Source organism: Lachnospiraceae bacterium JLR.KK002, from assembly GCA_036941025.1.
Lineage (GTDB): Bacteria > Bacillota > Clostridia > Lachnospirales > Lachnospiraceae > Petralouisia.
This window is the reverse complement of record JAYMNP010000001.1, coordinates 2,630,853-2,649,745: the sequence shown is the minus strand read 5'-3', so window position 1 is coordinate 2,649,745 and position 18,893 is coordinate 2,630,853. Positions and strand designations below refer to the sequence as shown.

Genomic DNA, 18,893 nt, shown 5'->3' with positions numbered 1-18,893 from the left:
TCATGGAAGAAGAAAAACTGTATCCGCCGAAAGTAAAGGCAATGTACGAGGCGGTGCTGGAGCTGTTTGCTTCCGGACGGGAACTGAGTACCTTGAAGGTATCGGAAATCACAGCGAAGGCCGGAATCGGAAAAGGCACCGCTTACGAGTACTTTGCCACAAAAGAGGAAATGATTGTGGGTGCTATTCAATACGAAGCGGCCAAACATGTTGCCATTATCATGGAATTAATCGAGAATGGCCAGAGTTTTCAGGAAATTATTTTCCGTGGTATGGATATGCTGGAAGCCACTCACAGGAAATATGGGGGCTTTGCCCTGCTGGAGCGGATTTTGAGCGATAAGACCATAAGCGGCAGCGGTATTCTGAAAGAACTGGTAAGACGGAAAGAGGACTGCGGCGCAGCCATGGACATGACCGGGAAAATGCTGGAGCTGGCCGCAGACAAAGGACTGGTGAAAGACCGGGATGCTTTCCGGGTGTGGAGCGCTGTTCTTTCCCAGTTTGTGTCCTATGCTTTTTATCTGACCCATGGAGAACTGTTTCCGGATGTGAACCGTGAGGAGGCCAGGAACTTTGTGTATGAGAGTATTATAAAAATATTGAACTGAATAATGAAGATATTGAGATATGCAGGTTTCGTAAAGGAGTATACGAATGTTAAATCGGTTTATTACAAAACCGGAGGATTTGGTTACAACGCATGAGCAAATACGTGCCGGTTTTTTTAGTATTGCATTAGAAAAGAACAGGATTGGAGAGCCATATGTTAAAAATGCCCTTGCATTTAAGACAATGGTAGCCCATACATCCGGTCCTGAAGATTTTCTTACCATGCCTTCTGTGCGTCCTTTTATCATTACAGCATCCGGATTATCTGATAAATCGCTGCAATATCTGAGTGAAGATGATAAGACTGCAGCTATGGAAGAACTGATAGAAAAATTTCTTAAACCTGCCGGAGATAACTATATTGATGAAACGATATACAGGTATCTGCTTATCAGAGGCGACGCGGCAGGTGGAGCCATGAGAAATCGGATTGGAGCATTAGGACAGGAAAAATTTCTTCGCACGATTCTTTCCTGCATGAATGTTCAGGGAATAGATTATCAAAGGAGAGAAAGGCAATAGAAAGAAAATATCCAGAGGTTCTTGAGGTAACAGATAAGTTTAACCGGCAGAGTGTCAGCTATCAGATGAGCAAAAAATATATTGCATAGCTGGCTGAAATACAAAGAGGGATTTCGGCCAGTCTTGTAAATATACTCCTTGACGAAATGAACATAAAACCAGGAGACTGGGTCTTAGATCCCTTTATGGGGTCCGGAACAACAGCACTGGTATGTCAGATGAGAAATATTAACAGTATTGGTTATGACGTTATGCCAATTTCTGAGATTTGTCTGAAGGCAAAAAAAGATGTATTTTTTTATGATCTGGAGGAAATCAGGACTCTTGTAAAAGATATTGAGGATTTAAAGATTCCAGATGGCTATAACAAACGAATACCGCATATTATGATTACCCGCGATGCATATCCCGAAGAAAATGAAATATTTCTCCAATATATAGCAGAATGGAGAGATGTGTCAGGATATTCTGAAAATCTGAAAAAGCCAGGAATCTTCTTACACTTTGCATTATAAATTCTCTGGAACGCTGTAGTTATACAGCAAAAATGGGACAGTATCTTAGATGGGACTGCAGATCTCCAAAAGTAATGAAAGCAAACAGACATAACGATACAAATAATCGCAGGCAATTATCAAAAAAATATGTAAGAAATGTTATTCGTTCTTCTAAAGAAGTAATACTTGAGGAAATGAATCACGTTGTAAATGATATCGAAGTAATTCAAAGGAACGAAAAGGATTCTCAGAATGTGAAAGCTAACTTTTATATTGGTTTGGGTCTGAAAGATCGTTTTGATTATATATAGTGTGATAAAAGAGAATGCAGTGTTCAGGGAGATACTATATGCTTTGAAAAAACGAAAAGAAAATGGAGACCTTAACAATAATGGTGTTATCCGTATGGTTGAAGGATATTTTACAGAACTGGCATTTGTATATGCTGAACTTTACAGGATATGTAAGCCGGGAGCAATGGTGGCTTTTGTAAATGATAATGTCAGATATGGAGGAGAAGTTATTCCTGTGGATTTTCTGAGTTCTTCTTTTGCAGAGCAATTTGGCTTTAAAGTAAAAAAATTATACAATCAGACAGAAGAAGGGAAACAGCAGTCAGCAAATGGCAAAATTCGGGCGTGTAGCGCTTCGAAAAAGTATTACGATATGGATAAAAGAAAATTAAAAATCAGAATGAAAGAAAATGGTTCTTTCAAAACCTTCTGGTATACAGAATATGGAAAAGAGGTGACAACGTGAAAAAAACAGCAACGCTCTGTGCCCTGGCGGCAGCCGCTCTGTATGCCGTAAATATTCCCCTTTCCAGACTGCTGTTAAACCATGCAGGAGAAATTATGATGGCAGCTTTTCTGTATTTTGGAGCGGGTATGGGACTGGCTGTCTGGGGACAGGCGGAACAGCTTCGCGGGAAGGCAGACAGCCAGGAACGACTCACCGGAAAAGAACTGCCCTGGACCATTGCCATGGTGCTGCTGGATATAGCCGCGCCCATATTGCTGATGTCCGGTATTGCCAGAACCAGTCCTGCCAATGTTTCGCTGCTGAATAATTTTGAAATTGTAACGACTTCTTTGATTGCCCTGATTATTTTCCGGGAAATCATATCAAAAAGACTGTGGCTGGCCATTCTTATGGTGACAGCAGCCAGCATGATGCTTACTTTTGAAGGAGATGGAGCATTTACCTGGAATACAGGTTCCCTGCTGGTACTGGGCGCCTGTGTCTGCTGGGGATTTGAAAATAACTGCACCAGAATGATAAGTAACAAAAGTTCTACGGAAATTGTGGTGATCAAAGGTTGCTGTTCCGGACTGGGCAGTTTTCTCCTGGCACTGCTGCTGGGAGAAGATATACCGAGGCCGCCCTGGATTTGCGCTATACTGCTGTTGGGATTCGTATCTTATGGGCTGAGCATTAAACTGTACATTATGGCTCAGAAAAATCTGGGTGCTGCAAAAACCAGCGCGTATTATTCCATAGCGCCCTTTCTGGGCGTGGCTTTCAGCATGATATTCCTGGGAGATAAACCAGGGATACGTTTTTACGGAGCAATGGCCCTTATGATTGCCAGTACGGTTGTGATAATAAAGGATACGGTTGCGCTGCAGCATACCCATGAGCACGAACATACTCATACTCACGAACATCTGCACGGAACATTAGCTCACATCCATGAGCATACCCACCGGCATACTCATACACATATTCACACCGGCGGTCCCGGACTGCATGAACATACCCATGACCGTCTGGACGGACATGAACATACCCATGGTGCGCTCCGCTCATAGCCCGTGTTCTGTGTTCATACATGCAAGCATGATTCACACAGAGCACAGGCTATGGCTGAACTGTTATACAGTTTGTAAAAAAAATTCGGCGCAGCTCTTGACATTTTGGACGCCAGCTTTTACAATGGACAGAACATCATATGAATGCAGAGGTTATGAGAAAGAGGAGTACGCAGGACACCCCTGTCAGAGAGGATGGCCCACAGGCTGGAAGGCTGTCTCAGGAAAGAATTGCGGAAGGTAGCTTTTGAACCGGAGAACTGAACGGAAGAATCTGTCTTATTAGGCTTTCCCGGCCCATCCCCGTTACAGGATATAAAGATGTGCTTTGTGCAGAGCATAAATAAAGGTGGTACCGCGATAAGTCGCCCTTTACCGGTGTGGTAAAGGGCGTTTTTTATCTTAATAGGAAAGACCTTGTCACGCTAAAGCATGAAAGTGTCTTTCCTATAAGACAAAAATAGGATGTGCACTCGCACAAGAGGTATATATTGCTTCGCAATTGTGCTTAAACGCGATACGTTCAGCATACTGCGTATGCTCTGACGCACCGCAAATGGCGCGACAAAGTGTGCAAGACTACGCGCCGCTTCGGTCCGCGCTAAACGGACATCCACAGGATGTCCAGCGCCCCTCAGGATTGAGGGGCAGGGGAGTTGAAGCGGGTTTGCCCACTTTGTTCTCTTACAGGAAATACTGTGTCACTGTGAAGTGCTAAAGGATATTGATTTTCTATAAGATAAAGCCCTACGGGTGGGATGCGCAGCTCGCGGAGAGGAAGTTTATTGCAGCGCAATCCGCTCGCGCGCGGCAAGGCAGATTTTTATGAAATAAACCATAAGGAGAACAGACATGAAAAAAGAATTAGCCAAAACCTATGACCCAAAATCCATTGAAGACCGTCTCTATCAGAAATGGGAAGAAAATAAATATTTCCACGCAGAAGTGGACAGAAGCAAAAAACCCTTTACTATTGTGATGCCTCCGCCCAATATCACCGGGCAGCTTCATATGGGCCATGCTCTGGACAACACCATGCAGGATATTTTAATCCGTTATAAGCGTATGCAGGGGTACAATGCCCTGTGGCAGCCGGGTACGGACCATGCATCCATTTCCACGGAAGTAAAGGTCATCGAATCTCTGAAGGCACAGGGAATTGACAAAAAGGATCTGGGCCGGGAAGGATTTCTGGAAAAAGTATGGGAATGGAAAGAAGAATACGGCGGGAGAATTGTAAAGCAGCTTAAGAAAATGGGTTCCTCCGCAGACTGGGACAGAGAACGTTTTACCATGGACGAAGGCTGCTCCCAGGCGGTACAGGAAGTATTTATCAAATTATATGAAAAAGGCCTGATTTACAAGGGTTCCCGGATAGTAAACTGGTGTCCCGTATGTAAGACTTCCATTTCTGACGCGGAAGTGGAGCACCAGGAACAGGACGGGTTCTTCTGGCATATTAATTATCCGGTAAAAGGAGAAGAAGGAAGATTTGTGGAAATTGCCACCACCAGACCGGAAACACTGCTGGGAGATACTGCAGTGGCGGTAAATCCGGAGGATGAGCGTTATCAGGATATTATCGGCAAGACACTGATTCTGCCCCTGGTGGGCCGGGAAATTCCCGTTGTGGCAGACCATTATGTGGACAAAGAATTCGGAACAGGATGTGTGAAAATCACACCTGCCCATGACCCCAATGACTTTGAGGTGGGTAAACGCCATAACCTGCCGGAAATCAATGTGCTGAACGACGACGCCACCATTAACGGAAATGGCGGGAAATACCAGGGCATGGACCGTTACGAAGCCCGGAAACTGATGGTACAGGAGCTGGAGGAACAGGGGCTTCTGGTAAAGGTAGTGCCCCATTCCCACAATGTGGGAACCCATGACCGCTGTAATACCACCGTAGAACCCATGGTAAAGCAGCAGTGGTTTGTGAAAATGGATGAGCTGATTCGGCCGGCGGCAGAGGCAGTACGAAAAGGAGAGATTACCCTCCTGCCGGAACGCATGGATAAAATATATTTTAACTGGACAGACAATATCCGGGACTGGTGTATTTCCAGACAGCTCTGGTGGGGGCACCGGATTCCCGCCTACTACTGTGCGGACTGCGGAGAACTTGTGGTTGCCAGAGAAAACCCTGGTAAATGCCCCAAATGCGGCTGCGCCCATATGACCCAGGACGAAGACACTCTGGACACCTGGTTTTCCTCTGCCCTGTGGCCCTTTTCCACACTGGGCTGGCCGGAAAAAACAGAAGAACTGGATTATTTTTATCCCAACGACGTGCTGGTAACGGGGTACGATATTATTTTCTTCTGGGTTATCCGCATGATTTTCTCCGGTTATGAGCAGATGGGAGAGAAACCTTTCCATACGGTTCTGTTCCACGGACTGATTCGTGATTCTCAGGGAAGGAAAATGAGCAAATCCCTTGGAAACGGCATTGATCCCCTGGAAGTAATTGACAAATACGGAGCTGACGCTCTGCGCCTGACGCTGGTAACCGGAAATGCTCCGGGCAATGATATGCGCTTTTATTGGGAAAGAGTGGAATCTTCCAGGAACTTTGCAAATAAAATATGGAATGCGTCAAGATTTATCATGATGAATCTTGCGGAAGGGAAAATGGAAGATCCCTCCCTGTCAGAACTGGCGCTGGGAGACCGATGGATTTTGTCAAAAGTGAATACTCTGGCAGCAGATGTGACGGAAAATATGGATAAATTTGAGCTTGGAATTGCAGTGCAGAAAGTGTATGATTTCATATGGGATGAATTCTGCGACTGGTATATTGAGATTGCCAAGGCAAGAACCTTTAAAAAGGACGAAAACCCGGAATCTGCAAAAGTGGCAATTTGGACCCTTAAGACGGTGCTGATTCAGGCGTTAAAATTACTCCATCCCTACATGCCTTTTATTACAGAAGAAATTTTCTGCACGCTGCAGGAAGAAGAAGACACCATTATGCTGTCCCGATGGCCGGAATACCGGGAAGAATGGCACTTCCCCGAAATAGAAGAAGCTGTGGAGCATGTGAAAGATCTGGTAAAGGGAATCCGCAATATCAGAACGGATATGGACGTAAAACCCGGTAAAAAAGTAAATGTCTACATTGTAACCGAAGATGAAACGCTGCAGAATACCTTCCGGACCATGAAAGGGGCCTGCATCCTTCTGGCAGGAGCCAGCGAAATACATGTACAGAATGACAGAGCAGGAATCGGAGAAGATGCCGTATCCGTGGTAATTCCCGGAGCAGTGGTATATCTGCCGCTGGAAGAACTGGTGGATTTTGAAAAAGAAAAAGAGCGCCTTCAGAAAGAAAAAGAGCGTCTGACCAAAGAACTTTCCCGTTCCAGAGGAATGCTTTCCAATGAGAAATTCCTGAGTAAGGCTCCGGAAGCAAAAGTACAGGAAGAAAAAGAGAAACTTGCAAAATATGAACAGATGATGACCCAGGTAGAGGAACGACTGAACCAGATGACTGGAAAAAATTAATAAATCTAAAATTTGCATAAATATGTTGAAACGAGACGTAAAAATTGGTAGTATAGTATATATAGCGGTATTTTGACAGTTGACAGAAATTCCAGACAAGGGGGAATCTGCAATGGAAACTATGACGAAGAAAGAACCACAAATACGGGTCAGTCGTGATAATATGCAGGCGTATCTTTATCTGCCAAATCCGGTTATGGATGCTTATACGGAACGGGAAGTCCGGGAAGCGCTGGAAAAGAGCGGTGTGTCATACGGAATTCAGGAAGAGGCGCTTAACAATGTAATAGAGAATCAGATTTACAATCGTGAAATACTGATTGCACAGGGAGATCGTCCGCGGGATGGCGTTGACGGTTATTATGAATATAAATTTGATGTGAATTTCAGCAAAAAACCGAAGCTGTGTCCCGATGGCTCCGTGGATTACTGGAGCATTAAGATGGTGGAAATTGTAACCGAAGGACAGGAAATTGCTGTATATCACAAGGCCATTCCCGGAGTTGACGGTATGAATCTGAAAGGGAAACCGGTGCTGGCAAAGAGAGGCCGGGATCTGGTTCCGCTGCGTGGAAAAGGATTTGAGCGTTCTGAAGATGGAACGTCCTACATATCCCTGATGGACGGTAAGATAGAAAAGAGCAGCGACCGCATTACCATCCTTCCGGTATATGAGGTGAACGGCGATGTGGATTTATCCATCGGGAACATTGACTTCCGGGGCGATGTGATCATTCATGGAACGGTCTGCAGCGGTGTGACCGTGAAAGCAACCGGGACAGTGACCATAGACGGAGTGGTAGAAGGCGCTAAAATTGAAGCCGGCAAGGATATTGTGCTCAGAAGTGGTGTTATGGGAGCTTCCAGGGCAGTCATTACCACCAGAGGAAATATTTCCGCAAAGTTTTTTGAATATACACGGGTACATGCCAACGGCTCCATTCGGGCAGATGTATTTCTGAACTGTCAGGTGTCCTGCGGGGAGAGCATTTTGCTGGATGGAAAGAAAGCCAGTATTGTAGGCGGCGAAGTGGGCGCAATTCAGGGCATGGTGGTAAATACTCTGGGCAGTGACGGAGAAGTCAGAACCCATGTGAGAATCGGCAACGATTCTTCTGTGAGACGAAGAATTGGAATCCTGAGGAATAAAATCGAGGTGGAGAAGGCCAATCTGGAGAAGATTGAGAATGGTCTGAAACTCCTCAAGGACGTGAAAAATGATCCCAGAAGAACGGATCTGCTCCGTGTGAAAATTCGGGATACGGCGCTTCTGGCGGAGGATACGGCAGAACTGGAGAAGCTGGAAGATCAGATGGAACGGGCAAGAGGCTGTACCGTCCGGGTGATTGGCCATGTATATCCCGGCGTCAGTGTGGAGATTGACGACCTGGAAGTACATGTGAAGGAAGAACAGATCAGCCTGGAATTTATCAGGCAGATGGATAAGATTGTTATGTGTGCCCTCTGATGGCGGATAGCTGTCGGATGAATCAGGCAGTCAGAGAATAAACAGGCTGCTGCAAAATGGCCGCTGTATACAGAATATGGAATCTGGCCCATGCGGGGCTCATGCATATCCTGTATATAAGCAGCATTCTGCAGCAGCCTGTTTGCTGATTTGCGGATCAGAGTCTGCTGTTAAACTGATATCCGGCGCCGGGGATTGTTAAAATGTAAGACGGATGTTCCGGATCCGGTTCTGTTTTTTTCTGAAGCCTGTTGATAAAAGAAATAATGCTGCTGTCATCAGGAGCGTGATTTTTCTCCCATATCCGTGCGGATATCTGTTTTTTGAAAAAATTTTTCCTTTGTTAAATGCAGGAAAAGAAAGCAAATCAAATTCTTTATCGGTCAGTTCCGCCTGCAGGCCGTTTACGGAGACAGTACGCCGTCTGTTGTCAATTGTCATTCCTTTGAGAATAATCTTATCCATGTCAAAGCCAGGAACAGGACAGAAGAAAGTATGGCGCCTGATCAGGGAATGGATACGGAATATCAGTTCATTAATTTTAAAAGGCTTTGCCAGATAGTCATCTGCTCCGGCAGGCGGGACAATTCCATTCCAGGTTCTTTTTCCCTGGTTCCGGTAAGCATGAGGACAGGCAGTTTAACTTTCTTACGGATTTTTTGCAAAAACTGGGAGACGTTTAAATCCGGCGTTTCGGTATAAAGGATAATAAGAGAATATTTATCTCTGTTGTTTGCTGTCATATCCAGACCCTCGGTTTCATTGCGGGCAATGTCCACTATATAATTTTCCTGCTCCACACATTTTTTATAAGTAAGCACAGAGATTTGCTGTCAGATATAAGAATAATTTTATCCATAATGCTCCTTAATCCCTTCCGTTGGATGTGCAGTTACAGTATAATGATACACCACAGACGGGAGATGTTCTATTCTGTTTCAGACATTTACCGGTATAATCCTGCCATTTTGCTGTATCTGTATGGGAAGGAATGGTTATATAAAAAGGTAACTATTCAGCCTTCGGCTTCATAATTACTGAATCCGGCCTGTTCCAGCTTGCCTTCGGCAAAGAGGCCGGATTCTTCTCAACCATTACACATTCTCACGGACTTTGCAGCAGGCGCAAAGTCCTGGGCTGAACTGTTACATAAAAAGTACTTATGTATAAATAAAACTGGATTTCGACACGTTACTATATTATAATGGGTGGAGTGTAAAGAGGTGCAGGAAAATGAAAACATATGAGGAAACCCTGGAATGGCTTTTGGACATTCCAAGATTTACAGGTAAAAATACACTGGAGCATACGAGAAAATTTCTGGCCCGGCTGGGAAATCCTCAGAACAGCTTCCAGGTCATACATGTGGCGGGCAGCAACGGAAAAGGAAGCGTCTGTGCATATATTGACAGTGTACTGCGGGCGGCAGGAAAGAGAACGGGGCTGTTTACCTCGCCTCACCTGGTTCGGCTGGAAGAAAGGTTTGCAGTGAACGGAAAGTATTGCGCCCCTCAGGAAGTGGTATGGGCAGCGGACCAGGCAGCACAGGCAGCGGCAGAACTGGAGAAAGAGGGGCTGCCCCATCCATCCTTTTTTGAATTCGTGTTTGCCATGGGCATGTTGATTTTTGCCCGTTATCAGGTGGAATATGCAGTGCTGGAAACAGGACTGGGCGGAAGGCTGGACGCCACCAATATAGTGGAACATCCGCTGCTTACCGTCATTACATCCATCAGTCTGGAGCATACGGAGATTCTGGGGGATACCCTCGAAAAAATCGCGGCAGAAAAAGCCGGAATTCTGAAAAATCATGTTCCCGTTGTGTACGATACTTCCTGTCCGGAAGGGGAAAAAGTAATTGCCGGGAGGGCGGATGAACTGAACTGTCCGAAGTATCCGGTAGACGGACAGAAAATTAAAATTTTATTAAACACAGGAAAAAAGATTGATTTTTTATATGATTCTGGTTATGATGTTATGGAAGTGGAGATTCCCTTTGGCGCTCCTTATCAGGCCCGGAATGCGGCATTGGCTCTGCAGGCGCTGGAATGTATAAGGGAAACAGAACACATCTCCGGAGAAGCAGTCTTACAGGGGATGGCAGGGGTCCGATGGAAAGGGAGAATGCAGGAAGTACAGCCGGGGGTTTATTTTGACGGAGCACATAACCCGGCGGGAATTGAAAAGTTTTTGGAGGCAGCAGGGCAGATTACGGAGGAATCTGCTGTTTTACTGTTTTCCATGGTGAAGGAAAAGGATTATGTACGTGCTGCGGAGCAGCTTCTTACCGGAAGAACCTGGGAGGAAATTATACTTACCACTGTCTCCGGTTCCCGCGGACTGACCAGTGGAATGCTCACAGAACTTTTTCGGAAGATTGCAGAAGAGAAACATCAGAAGGTGAAAATCACGGGAATCGAGAATACGGAACAGGCATTTGCATATGCATTATCATGCAGGAAACCGGGGCAGAAACTGTTCTGTGCGGGCTCCCTGTATCTGATAGGTGAATTGGAAGAACTGACAGGAGGTATGCAGAGTGATTAATTTTGAAGAAGAATTGAAGAAATTTAAGCCCAGCCTGGAAGTGGAGGAGGCTGAGGACGCCATATATGACCGGGATCTGACCGATATGACGGATATTATGCAGGAGATTATCAGGGAGGCAAGACAGCGGTAGCAGAACGATTTTGAAGTAAGGAAAGGAAATCTATGGATTCTTATAATAAAATTATTCGTGTATCCAACGCGTTGTATAATGACGGACTGGAAAAAGCAAAAATAAGAGATCTGTCCGGAGCAGTGCAGTCCCTGAAGAAAAGCCTGCGTTTTTACAAAGCCAATATTCAGGCAAGAAATCTTCTTGGGCTGATTTATTATGAAATGGGAGAAGTGGCGGATGCTCTGAGCGAATGGGTACTCAGCCGGAGCCTGAAACCGGAGGATAATCCGGCGGAACGGTATCTGGAGGAGATTCAGTCCAACCGTTCCCAGTTAAATTCCGTCAACCAGACCATTAAAAAGTATAATCAGGCGTTGCTTTACTGCCACCAGGACAGCAGAGACCTGGCTATTATCCAGCTGAAAAAGGTGCTTTCCATGAATCCGGGGCTGGTAAAAGGCTACCAGCTTCTGGCTTTGCTGTATATGGAAGAGGGCAAATATGAACTGGCCCGGAAAGAACTGCGGACAGCGGCGGAAATTGATACGGGAAATATGACCACCCTTCGTTATCTGCGGGAGGTAAACCTGTATCTGCAGGGAGATTCCCAGCATGGAAAGGGAGGACGGAAAGAAAAGGAAGAAAAAGTATCCTCCTACCGAAGCGGAAACGAGACTATTATCCAGCCCACAAATCTGAAAGATAATTCTGCTGTAATGACCATTCTGAATCTGATTATCGGTGTGGTTATCGGTGTGCTGATTACCTGGTTTCTGGTCATTCCGGGGATTCGTCAGAATGCCATATCCGATGCGAAAAAGGCAGAACTGGCGGCCAATGACTCCCTTACCACCCGGAATCAGGAAATCAAAACTCTGGAAAATAAAATCGAAGAGCTGAATAAGCAGATTGAAAAGCAGGAAAGGGATTCCGATAACGCTCAGAAGATTGTGGACAGTTACGAGCAGCTTCTTGTGGCCTATGATGCCTTTGCTCAGCAGAATATACAGGGCGCGGGAGATACCATTGTAAATGTGGATTCCAAATTACTGGGAACTCAGGCGAAAGCAATTTATGAGACGCTGAATAATCAGGTAAATGAGCAGTATATTTCAGCAGTTTATGCTCAGGCAGAACAGGATTACCGGGCAAACCGTTTTCCGGAGGCAATTACCGGGCTGGAAAAGGTGGTACAGTCGGAGGAAGATTATAACGACGGGTATGCCATTTATTATCTTGCCCAGTCATATCGCCAGACCGGAGATATGGATAACGCAAAAAAATATTATCAGAAAATGGTGGAACTCCATCCTGGCACCTCGCGGGCCAGAAAATCCCAGCAATATCTGGATGAGATGGAGCAGCAGCCATAGAAAAGAGAATAGCAGGAAAGAGTACAAAAGACGTCATGACACCATGGCGTCTTTTATATGTTACAGGGCCGGCTCTTTTATGTGTTCAGGGCAGCTCAGGAAAGGAAGGGAAATATGGATTACAGATTTGAAAAAGACTACGGATGCCTGATTTTAAAAATGCCCAGGGAACTGGACCATCATCAGGCAGAAATTTTAAAGGAGGAAGCGGACGGACTGATAGTGAAATATCCGGTGCGCAGTCTGGTATTTGATTTTCAGGATACCTGTTTTATGGACAGCTCCGGTATCGGGGTAATTATCGGCAGGTGCAAAAATGTGCGTTTTTCCGGGGGCTTTGTGAAGGCAGTTCATCTGAACAGGCAGATAGAGCGGGTGTTTAAGCTGTCCGGTCTGCAGAAAATTATGGAAGTGGAACAGGAAGAAGGCTTATAAGGAGGATTTTATGGAACAGACAAAAAACGAGATGAAGATGGAATTTTCGGCGTCATCTTCCAACGAAGGTTTTGCAAGAGTTACGGTGGGCGCTTTTGTGGCGGAGCTGAATCCCACGGTGGACGAGCTTGCAGACATTAAAACGGCAGTCAGCGAGGCGGTTACCAACTGTATCATTCACGGATATGAGCAGAAAGGGGGCAGTATCTGGATTCAGTGCAGCACCAGAGGACAGCAGGTGGAGCTTTCCGTGATAGATACCGGAAAAGGAATTCAGGATATTGCACAGGCCAGAGAGCCCCTGTTTACTACCAAACCGGAACTGGAACGGTCCGGCATGGGGTTTGCATTTATGGAAGCATTTATGGACGAGGTGGAAATCATTTCCGAGCCGGGAAAAGGAACCTGTGTGACCATGCGCAAAACCATAGGAAAAGGATAGCGGAAGGAAAGGGTGAGATGGTGGAAAAGCAGTTTCAGACAGACAGGGAGGAATGTACATATAAAGAAAAACAGACAGAGAAAGAAAAGGTATGGGATTTGCTGGCAGCAGCCCATCAGGGAAATAAGGACGCCAGAGACCGGATGGTACAGAATAATATGGGGCTGGTCTGGAGTATTGTGCACCGGTTTTCCGGCAGGGGTTATGAACTGGAAGAACTGTTTCAGGTGGGCAGCATTGGCCTGATGAAAGCCATTGACAAGTTTGATCTGAACTTTGACGTGAAATTTTCCACGTACGCTGTTCCCATGATTACCGGGGAAATCAAACGGTTTCTGCGGGACGACGGAATGATTCGGGTGAGCCGGAGCCTGAAAGAAAGCGGTGCGAAAATAAAGCAGGCAAGAGAGAAACTGCAGGCATCCCTGAGCCGGGAGCCTACCCTGCAGGAAATTTCAGAAGAAACAGGATTTCCCAGAGAGGAGATTGTTATGGCGCTGGAGGCCAACGGAGAAGTGGAATCCATCTATAAGACATGTTCGCCTGCCGATGGAAAAGAGACCTGTCTGGCGGACCGTATCCCCCAGGAAAGGGACAGCCATGAAGTCCTGCTCAACCATATGTTGCTGGAACAGCTTATGGCAGACCTGGGGGATATGGAGCGCAGGCTGATTGAACTGCGGTATTTTGGTGAGAAAACCCAGATGCAGGTGGCCGGAGAACTGGGCATCAGCCAGGTACAGGTCAGCCGGCTGGAAAAGCGGATTCTGCTCAGAATGCGCAATCAGGTGAACTGAAGGGCGGATATCGAAAAAACGGAATCCTGTAAAATCCTCTGCGGATACCGGAAAAACGGAATTTTGTAAAATCCTCTGCGGATACCGGAAAAACGGAATCCTGTAAAATATTTTACGGAATATTTATTGAGAATCCGTCCCAGATTCCCACCGGGATGTCCTCACCGAAAGCATACTGCTCCATGGTTTCCTGCTTCGGCTGATATACCAGAACCTGTTTCCGGGCAGGGTCCACAATCCAGTATTCCAGAACACCTGCGGTACAGTATTTCAGAAGTTTTTTCATATAGTCCATGGATTTGCTTCCGGGAGAAACGATTTCAATAATCCAGTCGGGGGCGCCATGGCAGCCCTTTTCGTCCAGTTTGGAAGGGTCGCAGATAACAGAAATATCCGGTTCCACATAATTGAAACTGTCCTGGTTCAGGAATACGGCAAATGGAGCAGGATAAACTTCACATTTTCCATGATTTGATTCGATATAATTGGAAATTATCTGATTCAGCCTGCTTACCAGACGTTGATGAGTTCTGCCGGGCGGAGCCATATAGTAAATTTCTCCGTCAATCAGTTCTGCCCGCGTTCCGTCGGGCAATGCATAAATATCGTCCGTGGTATAAATTTGTTCCATGTTTAACGCATCCATGTAATCACCTTCTTTTTCTTTTATTATACACGTTTTTTTTACAGATTACCATATACAATTGAAAATGGAATTTTCGGATGAATAAATTCTGGATTAGATGGCATACTACTTCCAAAGATGGAAAAAGGATGTGAGAATATGAGTCGTAATCACAGTATTATTTATCGAATCTGTCTTCTGGCAGCAGTCATTCTTACCATTGCGGGGGGCATTTTCTATTATGTGAATTATGTGGAAAATCAGTCCACGGTAACGGAAGGGACGCTGGTTCGGAATACGGAAGGAATCACCGCGGCAGATTCCCGGAATGAGATCCCCTGCGAAGATATGGAAGAGGAAACAGCAGTGGAGAGCTTCCGGCCCTTTGGCAGCACGATAAAATCTGCATAGATTGGAGGAACCTATGGCGTCAAACTCAGATACCCTTTACCTGAAAACAGAGCAGAATGTACTGGTACGGGAGCCTTCCGTAACGTTAAAAGATATTGCGAAAATTACTTCCACCAATCCCTCTCTGGTCAGCAAATTAAAAAACATGAAAGTTTATACTTTTCATACTCCTGTAAATCAGAGCAGGAAAAAAAAGCAGGTGGAAGTATTTTCCGTCATGAAAATTATCGAACTCATAGGAAAAGAATTTCCCAATGTGGATGTTCAGAATATCGGGGAAAAGGATTTTGTTCTGGAATACGAACCGAAACAGGAGCCCAAATGGCTGCTGTACTTAAAAACAGCAGTGCTGTGCGTGCTGATATTTTTCGGCTCGGCATTTACCATTATGACCTTTAACAATGATGTGGGCGTAGGTGAAGTATTCGCAGATTTTTACCGGCAGGTAACGGGCACGGAGTCCAGTGGGTTTACTCCGCTGGAGGTATGCTATTCCATCGGGCTCTTTCTGGGAATCATGATATTTTTCAATCACGTGGGACATAAAAAAATCACCCATGACCCTACACCCATTCAGGTGGAAATGCGCACCTATGAAAAAGATGTGGACTCTACTTTTATAGAAAACTGCGGAAGAAAAGGAACCAGTAACGATGTGGATTAAACAGGTGTTTTTGGGCTTTATTGGACTGGCCGGCGGTTCTGCCATTGCAGCAGGAGTGTTCAGCTTTATCATTTCCATAGGGGTCGTTCCAAGGATTATTGGTAAAAGCCGTACAGCGACGGATATTATTGTCTATGAAAATGCAGTGGTTCTGGGCGGAGCGGTGGGAAATATCCTTTCCCTGTTTCAGATACAGGTGCCTCTGGGAATATGGGCAGTGGTTCTGTTCGGCCTGTCGGCCGGAATTTTTACCGGGTGTCTGGCGGTGGCGCTTGCGGAAATTTTAAATACTTTTCCCATTATGTTCCGACGTCTGGGAATCAAAGAGGGACTGAGCTGGATGCTGTTTTTCATGGCTCTGGGAAAAGCGCTGGGCGCACTGTATTTTTACTATAATCATATGCAGCAAATATAGTCAGGATGAAAGCGAGGTATGGACATGGCACAGGAAACCATGGAACAGAAGGAAAAGAAAAATCAGGAATATAATGAATACGTCAGACAGGTGACGCCCACCCATTCCCTTCCGGCCAATATGATAAAAGCATTTATTACCGGAGGAATTATCTGCATTGTGGGCCAGATTATTCTGAATCTTGCAACAGATACCTTTGGACTGGATAAAGAAACTGCCGGAAGCTGGTGCAGTATGCTGCTGGTATTTTTAAGTGTGCTGCTGACAGGATGCAATATTTATCCTTCCATTGCCAACTGGGGCGGCGCCGGAGCGCTGGTACCCATTACAGGATTTGCCAATTCCGTGGCGGCTCCGGCCATTGAATTTCAGAAGGAAGGCCAGGTATTCGGGATTGGCTGCAAGATTTTCACCATTGCCGGGCCGGTGATTCTGTACGGAATCTTTACCAGCTGGGTGCTGGGGCTGATTTACTGGGCCGGTATCAGTATGGGATGGTTCTGAAAAATTCCCAATATAAGGTATAATCTGCTGTTTTCCGGTCTATACTACTGTTATATGTCAGAGGAAGGGGAACATCATGGAAAATAAATACGATATGCCCATCGGACTGAGCTTCCAGCTTGGCCTGAATGAAAAAGCTCTGTCTGTCTATGCACAGATGGATGAATCGGAGAAAAAGCAGGTGGTGGAAGCTGCCAGAAATGTAACTTCCAAGGCAGAAATGCAGCAGCTTGTATCAGAACTGGAGCGCAATTTTCTGTGAAATTATATACGGACTGCAAATAAAAAAGATTTGGTGCGGAATCCCCGAACCAAATCTTTTTTCCGCTCATTCTTTTTGCGAAATAGCAATTGCGTACCGCCGGGTTTTATGATAGTATAAACGTGAAGTTTGGAAACCATGCGGACAGGCCGGTTTCCCTGGAAGCCGGACAGGAGGATTTGAGATAAAATGGAACAGTACAAGAAAGAATTTATAGAATTTATGGTAGACTGCCAGGTATTAAAGTTTGGCGAATTTGTTTTAAAGAGCGGAAGAAAATCTCCCTTTTTTATGAATGCGGGAGCTTATGTGACAGGGGCCCAGCTTGACAGGCTGGGAGAATATTATGCCAGAGCCATTCATGAGCATTACGGAGACGATTTCGATGTACTGTTTGGGCCTGCCTACAAGGGGATTCCCTTAAGCGTTGCCACTACCATGGCATACAGCAGGCTGTATGGAAAGGAAATCCGTTACTGTTCCAACCGGAAAGAAGTCAAGGATCACGGAGATACCGGAATTCTGCTGGGAAGTAAGCTGGCTGACGGTGACCGGGTGGTGATTATTGAGGATGTTACCACTTCCGGGAAATCCATGGAGGAGACGGTACCCATTATCCGGGCTCAGGCTCAGATAGAGATTAAGGGTCTGATTGTATCTCTGAACCGGATGGAGCGGGGAAAAGGGGAACAGAGTGCGCTGGAGGAAATCCGGGAGCTGTACGGTTTTGATACCAACGCCATTGTGACCATGGCAGATGTGGTGGAATGTCTGCATAATAAGCCATATAATGGAAATATATATATTAATGATGAAATGAAAGCGGCCATAGACCGGTATTATGCTCAGTATGGAGCAAAACAGCAGGAGGTTTGAGCATGAATGAGAAAATATACAAGACCATGAGTATTACAGGAGCCGGCAATATTGCCCTGGGCGTTGTTGCCCTGGTGAGCGGCATTGCCTGCGGCGTCCTGGCAATTGTGAGCGGAGCGAGAATCTTAAAGTGTAAAGCGGATATTATATTTTAAGGGTTGAAGAATTGAAAAATGATTATAAAAAAATACTCCGGATATGCAGCAGGATTATGTTCGGAGTCTATATTATTTGCCTGACATATTTTCTGTTCTTTGCGGAAAGTACGGGGCGTACTTTCGAGGGGAGAACTTATCATTACAATCTGGAGCTGTTTAAGGAAATCAGACGTTTCATTGTGCATCGCCATTCTCTGGGAACCAAAGCAGTGCTTTTAAATCTGCTGGGAAATATTGTGGCCTTTATTCCCTTCGGATTTTTTCTTCCGGTGCTGTATCCCAGGTGTCGTTCCTTTTTATATACCGTGTTTTTCAGTTTTGAATTCAGTCTGATGGTGGAGACCATTCAGTTAGTGTCCAAAGTGGGGAGTTTTGATGTGGACGATATGCTGCTGAACACCATTGGCGGTGCTTTGGGCTGCCTGATTTTTTACTGGATGAACCGAATAAGGAGAAGCTATGAGACGAAAGAAAAAAAACAGTTATAAATTTGCGGGGAAAAAGCATTCCAGGCGGGGGAAACTGTCCCTTTTCCTGGCAGTTCTGTCTGCCCTGATGGGGATTGGAATGGTGGTTTTTTCCATACGGAGCAGCGGAAATGCCAGCGTCTATATTGGAAGCGCAGGGCTGTTTGCATTGCTGATGACAATGGTGTCGCTGCTGATTGGGATTACAAGTCTGCGGGAAGAAAGCTATAAACTCTTTCCGGTGCTGGGAAGCATCTGTTCCGGCATTGTGCTGGCAGGCTGGATTATGATCTATATATCCGGTTTTTAACAGTCTTCGGAGCAATCAGAATATTCCGGAATGAACAGAGATGCGATTAGAGCACAGGCACATACGAACAGG

The 18,893-nt window shown here is 45.6% G+C and carries 24 protein-coding genes, 1 pseudogene and 1 other annotated feature; of the genes and pseudogenes, 23 read left to right on the top strand and 2 right to left on the bottom strand.

Annotation, left to right across the window (positions count from 1 at the left end):
• Window positions 1–2: 2 nt before the first annotated feature.
• The 8 genes from VSQ32_12940 (at window position 3) to VSQ32_12905 (ending at window position 8,420) form a co-directional block, all read left to right on the top strand.
• Complete coding sequence (locus VSQ32_12940; protein MEH2943741.1) at window positions 3–611, top strand: TetR/AcrR family transcriptional regulator; 609 nt, start codon at window positions 3–5, stop codon at window positions 609–611.
• Between the two features lie 46 nt (window positions 612–657).
• The gene (locus tag VSQ32_12935) at window positions 658–1,134 is read left to right on the top strand and encodes an AvaI/BsoBI family type II restriction endonuclease (protein ID MEH2943740.1); all 477 of its coding nucleotides are present in this window, start codon (window positions 658–660) and stop codon (window positions 1,132–1,134) included.
• 146 nt (window positions 1,135–1,280) lie between these two features.
• Window positions 1,281–1,649 (top strand): DNA methyltransferase, encoded by a 369-nt coding sequence (locus VSQ32_12930; protein MEH2943739.1) that lies wholly within the window; start codon window positions 1,281–1,283, stop codon window positions 1,647–1,649.
• Window positions 1,650–1,723: 74 nt separating this feature from the next.
• Entirely contained in the window at window positions 1,724–1,942 is a 219-nt protein-coding gene (locus tag VSQ32_12925) for a hypothetical protein (protein ID MEH2943738.1), read from the top strand.
• A 43-nt stretch (window positions 1,943–1,985) separates the two neighbouring features.
• Complete coding sequence (locus VSQ32_12920; protein ID MEH2943737.1) at window positions 1,986–2,390, top strand: hypothetical protein; 405 nt, start codon at window positions 1,986–1,988, stop codon at window positions 2,388–2,390.
• Window positions 2,387–3,442, top strand: coding sequence for a DMT family transporter (locus VSQ32_12915; GenBank protein ID MEH2943736.1), 1,056 nt, complete (start codon window positions 2,387–2,389; stop codon window positions 3,440–3,442). Before VSQ32_12920 ends, VSQ32_12915 begins: the two co-directional genes overlap by 4 nt.
• Before the next feature lie 146 nt (window positions 3,443–3,588).
• Window positions 3,589–3,818: a binding site (T-box leader), on the top strand.
• Between the two features lie 476 nt (window positions 3,819–4,294).
• Window positions 4,295–6,952 carry a valine--tRNA ligase gene (locus VSQ32_12910; protein ID MEH2943735.1) on the top strand — a complete coding sequence of 886 codons (2,658 nt, stop codon included), beginning with the start codon at window positions 4,295–4,297 and terminating at the stop codon, window positions 6,950–6,952.
• A gap of 112 nt (window positions 6,953–7,064) precedes the next feature.
• Window positions 7,065–8,420 (top strand): FapA family protein, encoded by a 1,356-nt coding sequence (locus VSQ32_12905; protein MEH2943734.1) that lies wholly within the window; start codon window positions 7,065–7,067, stop codon window positions 8,418–8,420.
• A 157-nt stretch (window positions 8,421–8,577) separates the two neighbouring features.
• Here VSQ32_12905 and VSQ32_12900 read toward each other — a convergent pair.
• A pseudogene (locus VSQ32_12900) lies at window positions 8,578–9,279 on the bottom strand (response regulator transcription factor).
• Between the two features lie 374 nt (window positions 9,280–9,653).
• Here VSQ32_12900 and VSQ32_12895 point away from each other — a divergent pair.
• From VSQ32_12895 to VSQ32_12870, 6 genes are all read left to right on the top strand, one after another.
• Window positions 9,654–10,967 (top strand): folylpolyglutamate synthase/dihydrofolate synthase family protein, encoded by a 1,314-nt coding sequence (locus tag VSQ32_12895; protein MEH2943733.1) that lies wholly within the window; start codon window positions 9,654–9,656, stop codon window positions 10,965–10,967.
• Window positions 10,960–11,100 carry a hypothetical protein gene (locus VSQ32_12890; GenBank protein ID MEH2943732.1) on the top strand — a complete coding sequence of 47 codons (141 nt, stop codon included), beginning with the start codon at window positions 10,960–10,962 and terminating at the stop codon, window positions 11,098–11,100. The genes VSQ32_12895 and VSQ32_12890 overlap by 8 nt, the downstream gene beginning before the upstream one ends.
• A 32-nt stretch (window positions 11,101–11,132) precedes the next feature.
• Window positions 11,133–12,455, top strand: coding sequence for a tetratricopeptide repeat protein (locus tag VSQ32_12885; protein ID MEH2943731.1), 1,323 nt, complete (start codon window positions 11,133–11,135; stop codon window positions 12,453–12,455).
• 114 nt (window positions 12,456–12,569) lie between these two features.
• Entirely contained in the window at window positions 12,570–12,890 is a 321-nt protein-coding gene (locus VSQ32_12880) for an anti-sigma factor antagonist (protein MEH2943730.1), read from the top strand.
• 10 nt (window positions 12,891–12,900) lie between these two features.
• Window positions 12,901–13,332 (top strand): anti-sigma F factor, encoded by a 432-nt coding sequence (gene spoIIAB / locus VSQ32_12875; GenBank protein ID MEH2943729.1) that lies wholly within the window; start codon window positions 12,901–12,903, stop codon window positions 13,330–13,332.
• A gap of 17 nt (window positions 13,333–13,349) precedes the next feature.
• Window positions 13,350–14,129, top strand: coding sequence for a SigF/SigG family RNA polymerase sporulation sigma factor (locus tag VSQ32_12870; protein MEH2943728.1), 780 nt, complete (start codon window positions 13,350–13,352; stop codon window positions 14,127–14,129).
• 112 nt (window positions 14,130–14,241) lie between these two features.
• Here VSQ32_12870 and VSQ32_12865 read toward each other — a convergent pair whose 3' ends face one another.
• Window positions 14,242–14,775, bottom strand: a complete 534-nt coding sequence (locus VSQ32_12865) for a Uma2 family endonuclease (GenBank protein ID MEH2943727.1) — start codon at window positions 14,773–14,775, stop codon at window positions 14,242–14,244.
• Between the two features lie 138 nt (window positions 14,776–14,913).
• Between VSQ32_12865 and VSQ32_12860 the strand changes: the two genes are divergently transcribed.
• The 9 genes from VSQ32_12860 (at window position 14,914) to VSQ32_12820 (ending at window position 18,821) form a co-directional block, all read left to right on the top strand.
• The gene (locus VSQ32_12860) at window positions 14,914–15,165 is read left to right on the top strand and encodes a hypothetical protein (protein MEH2943726.1); all 252 of its coding nucleotides are present in this window, start codon (window positions 14,914–14,916) and stop codon (window positions 15,163–15,165) included.
• 13 nt (window positions 15,166–15,178) lie between these two features.
• A complete protein-coding gene (locus tag VSQ32_12855; protein ID MEH2943725.1) occupies window positions 15,179–15,829 on the top strand; it encodes a stage V sporulation protein AA in 651 nt (216 codons plus the stop codon).
• Window positions 15,819–16,244, top strand: coding sequence for a stage V sporulation protein AB (locus VSQ32_12850; protein ID MEH2943724.1), 426 nt, complete (start codon window positions 15,819–15,821; stop codon window positions 16,242–16,244). Before VSQ32_12855 ends, VSQ32_12850 begins: the two co-directional genes overlap by 11 nt.
• Before the next feature lie 24 nt (window positions 16,245–16,268).
• Window positions 16,269–16,748, top strand: coding sequence for a SpoVA/SpoVAEb family sporulation membrane protein (locus VSQ32_12845; GenBank protein ID MEH2943723.1), 480 nt, complete (start codon window positions 16,269–16,271; stop codon window positions 16,746–16,748).
• Between the two features lie 76 nt (window positions 16,749–16,824).
• Window positions 16,825–17,010, top strand: coding sequence for a hypothetical protein (locus VSQ32_12840; protein ID MEH2943722.1), 186 nt, complete (start codon window positions 16,825–16,827; stop codon window positions 17,008–17,010).
• 189 nt (window positions 17,011–17,199) lie between these two features.
• Window positions 17,200–17,886 (top strand): orotate phosphoribosyltransferase, encoded by a 687-nt coding sequence (pyrE, locus tag VSQ32_12835; GenBank protein MEH2943721.1) that lies wholly within the window; start codon window positions 17,200–17,202, stop codon window positions 17,884–17,886.
• A gap of 2 nt (window positions 17,887–17,888) precedes the next feature.
• On the top strand, window positions 17,889–18,041 hold the full coding sequence (locus VSQ32_12830) for a hypothetical protein (GenBank protein MEH2943720.1): 153 nt from the start codon (window positions 17,889–17,891) through the stop codon (window positions 18,039–18,041).
• A gap of 56 nt (window positions 18,042–18,097) precedes the next feature.
• Window positions 18,098–18,532 (top strand): VanZ family protein, encoded by a 435-nt coding sequence (locus tag VSQ32_12825; protein MEH2943719.1) that lies wholly within the window; start codon window positions 18,098–18,100, stop codon window positions 18,530–18,532.
• Window positions 18,504–18,821 (top strand): DUF6142 family protein, encoded by a 318-nt coding sequence (locus tag VSQ32_12820; protein MEH2943718.1) that lies wholly within the window; start codon window positions 18,504–18,506, stop codon window positions 18,819–18,821. Before VSQ32_12825 ends, VSQ32_12820 begins: the two co-directional genes overlap by 29 nt.
• The last annotated feature ends 72 nt before the right edge of the window (window positions 18,822–18,893 follow it).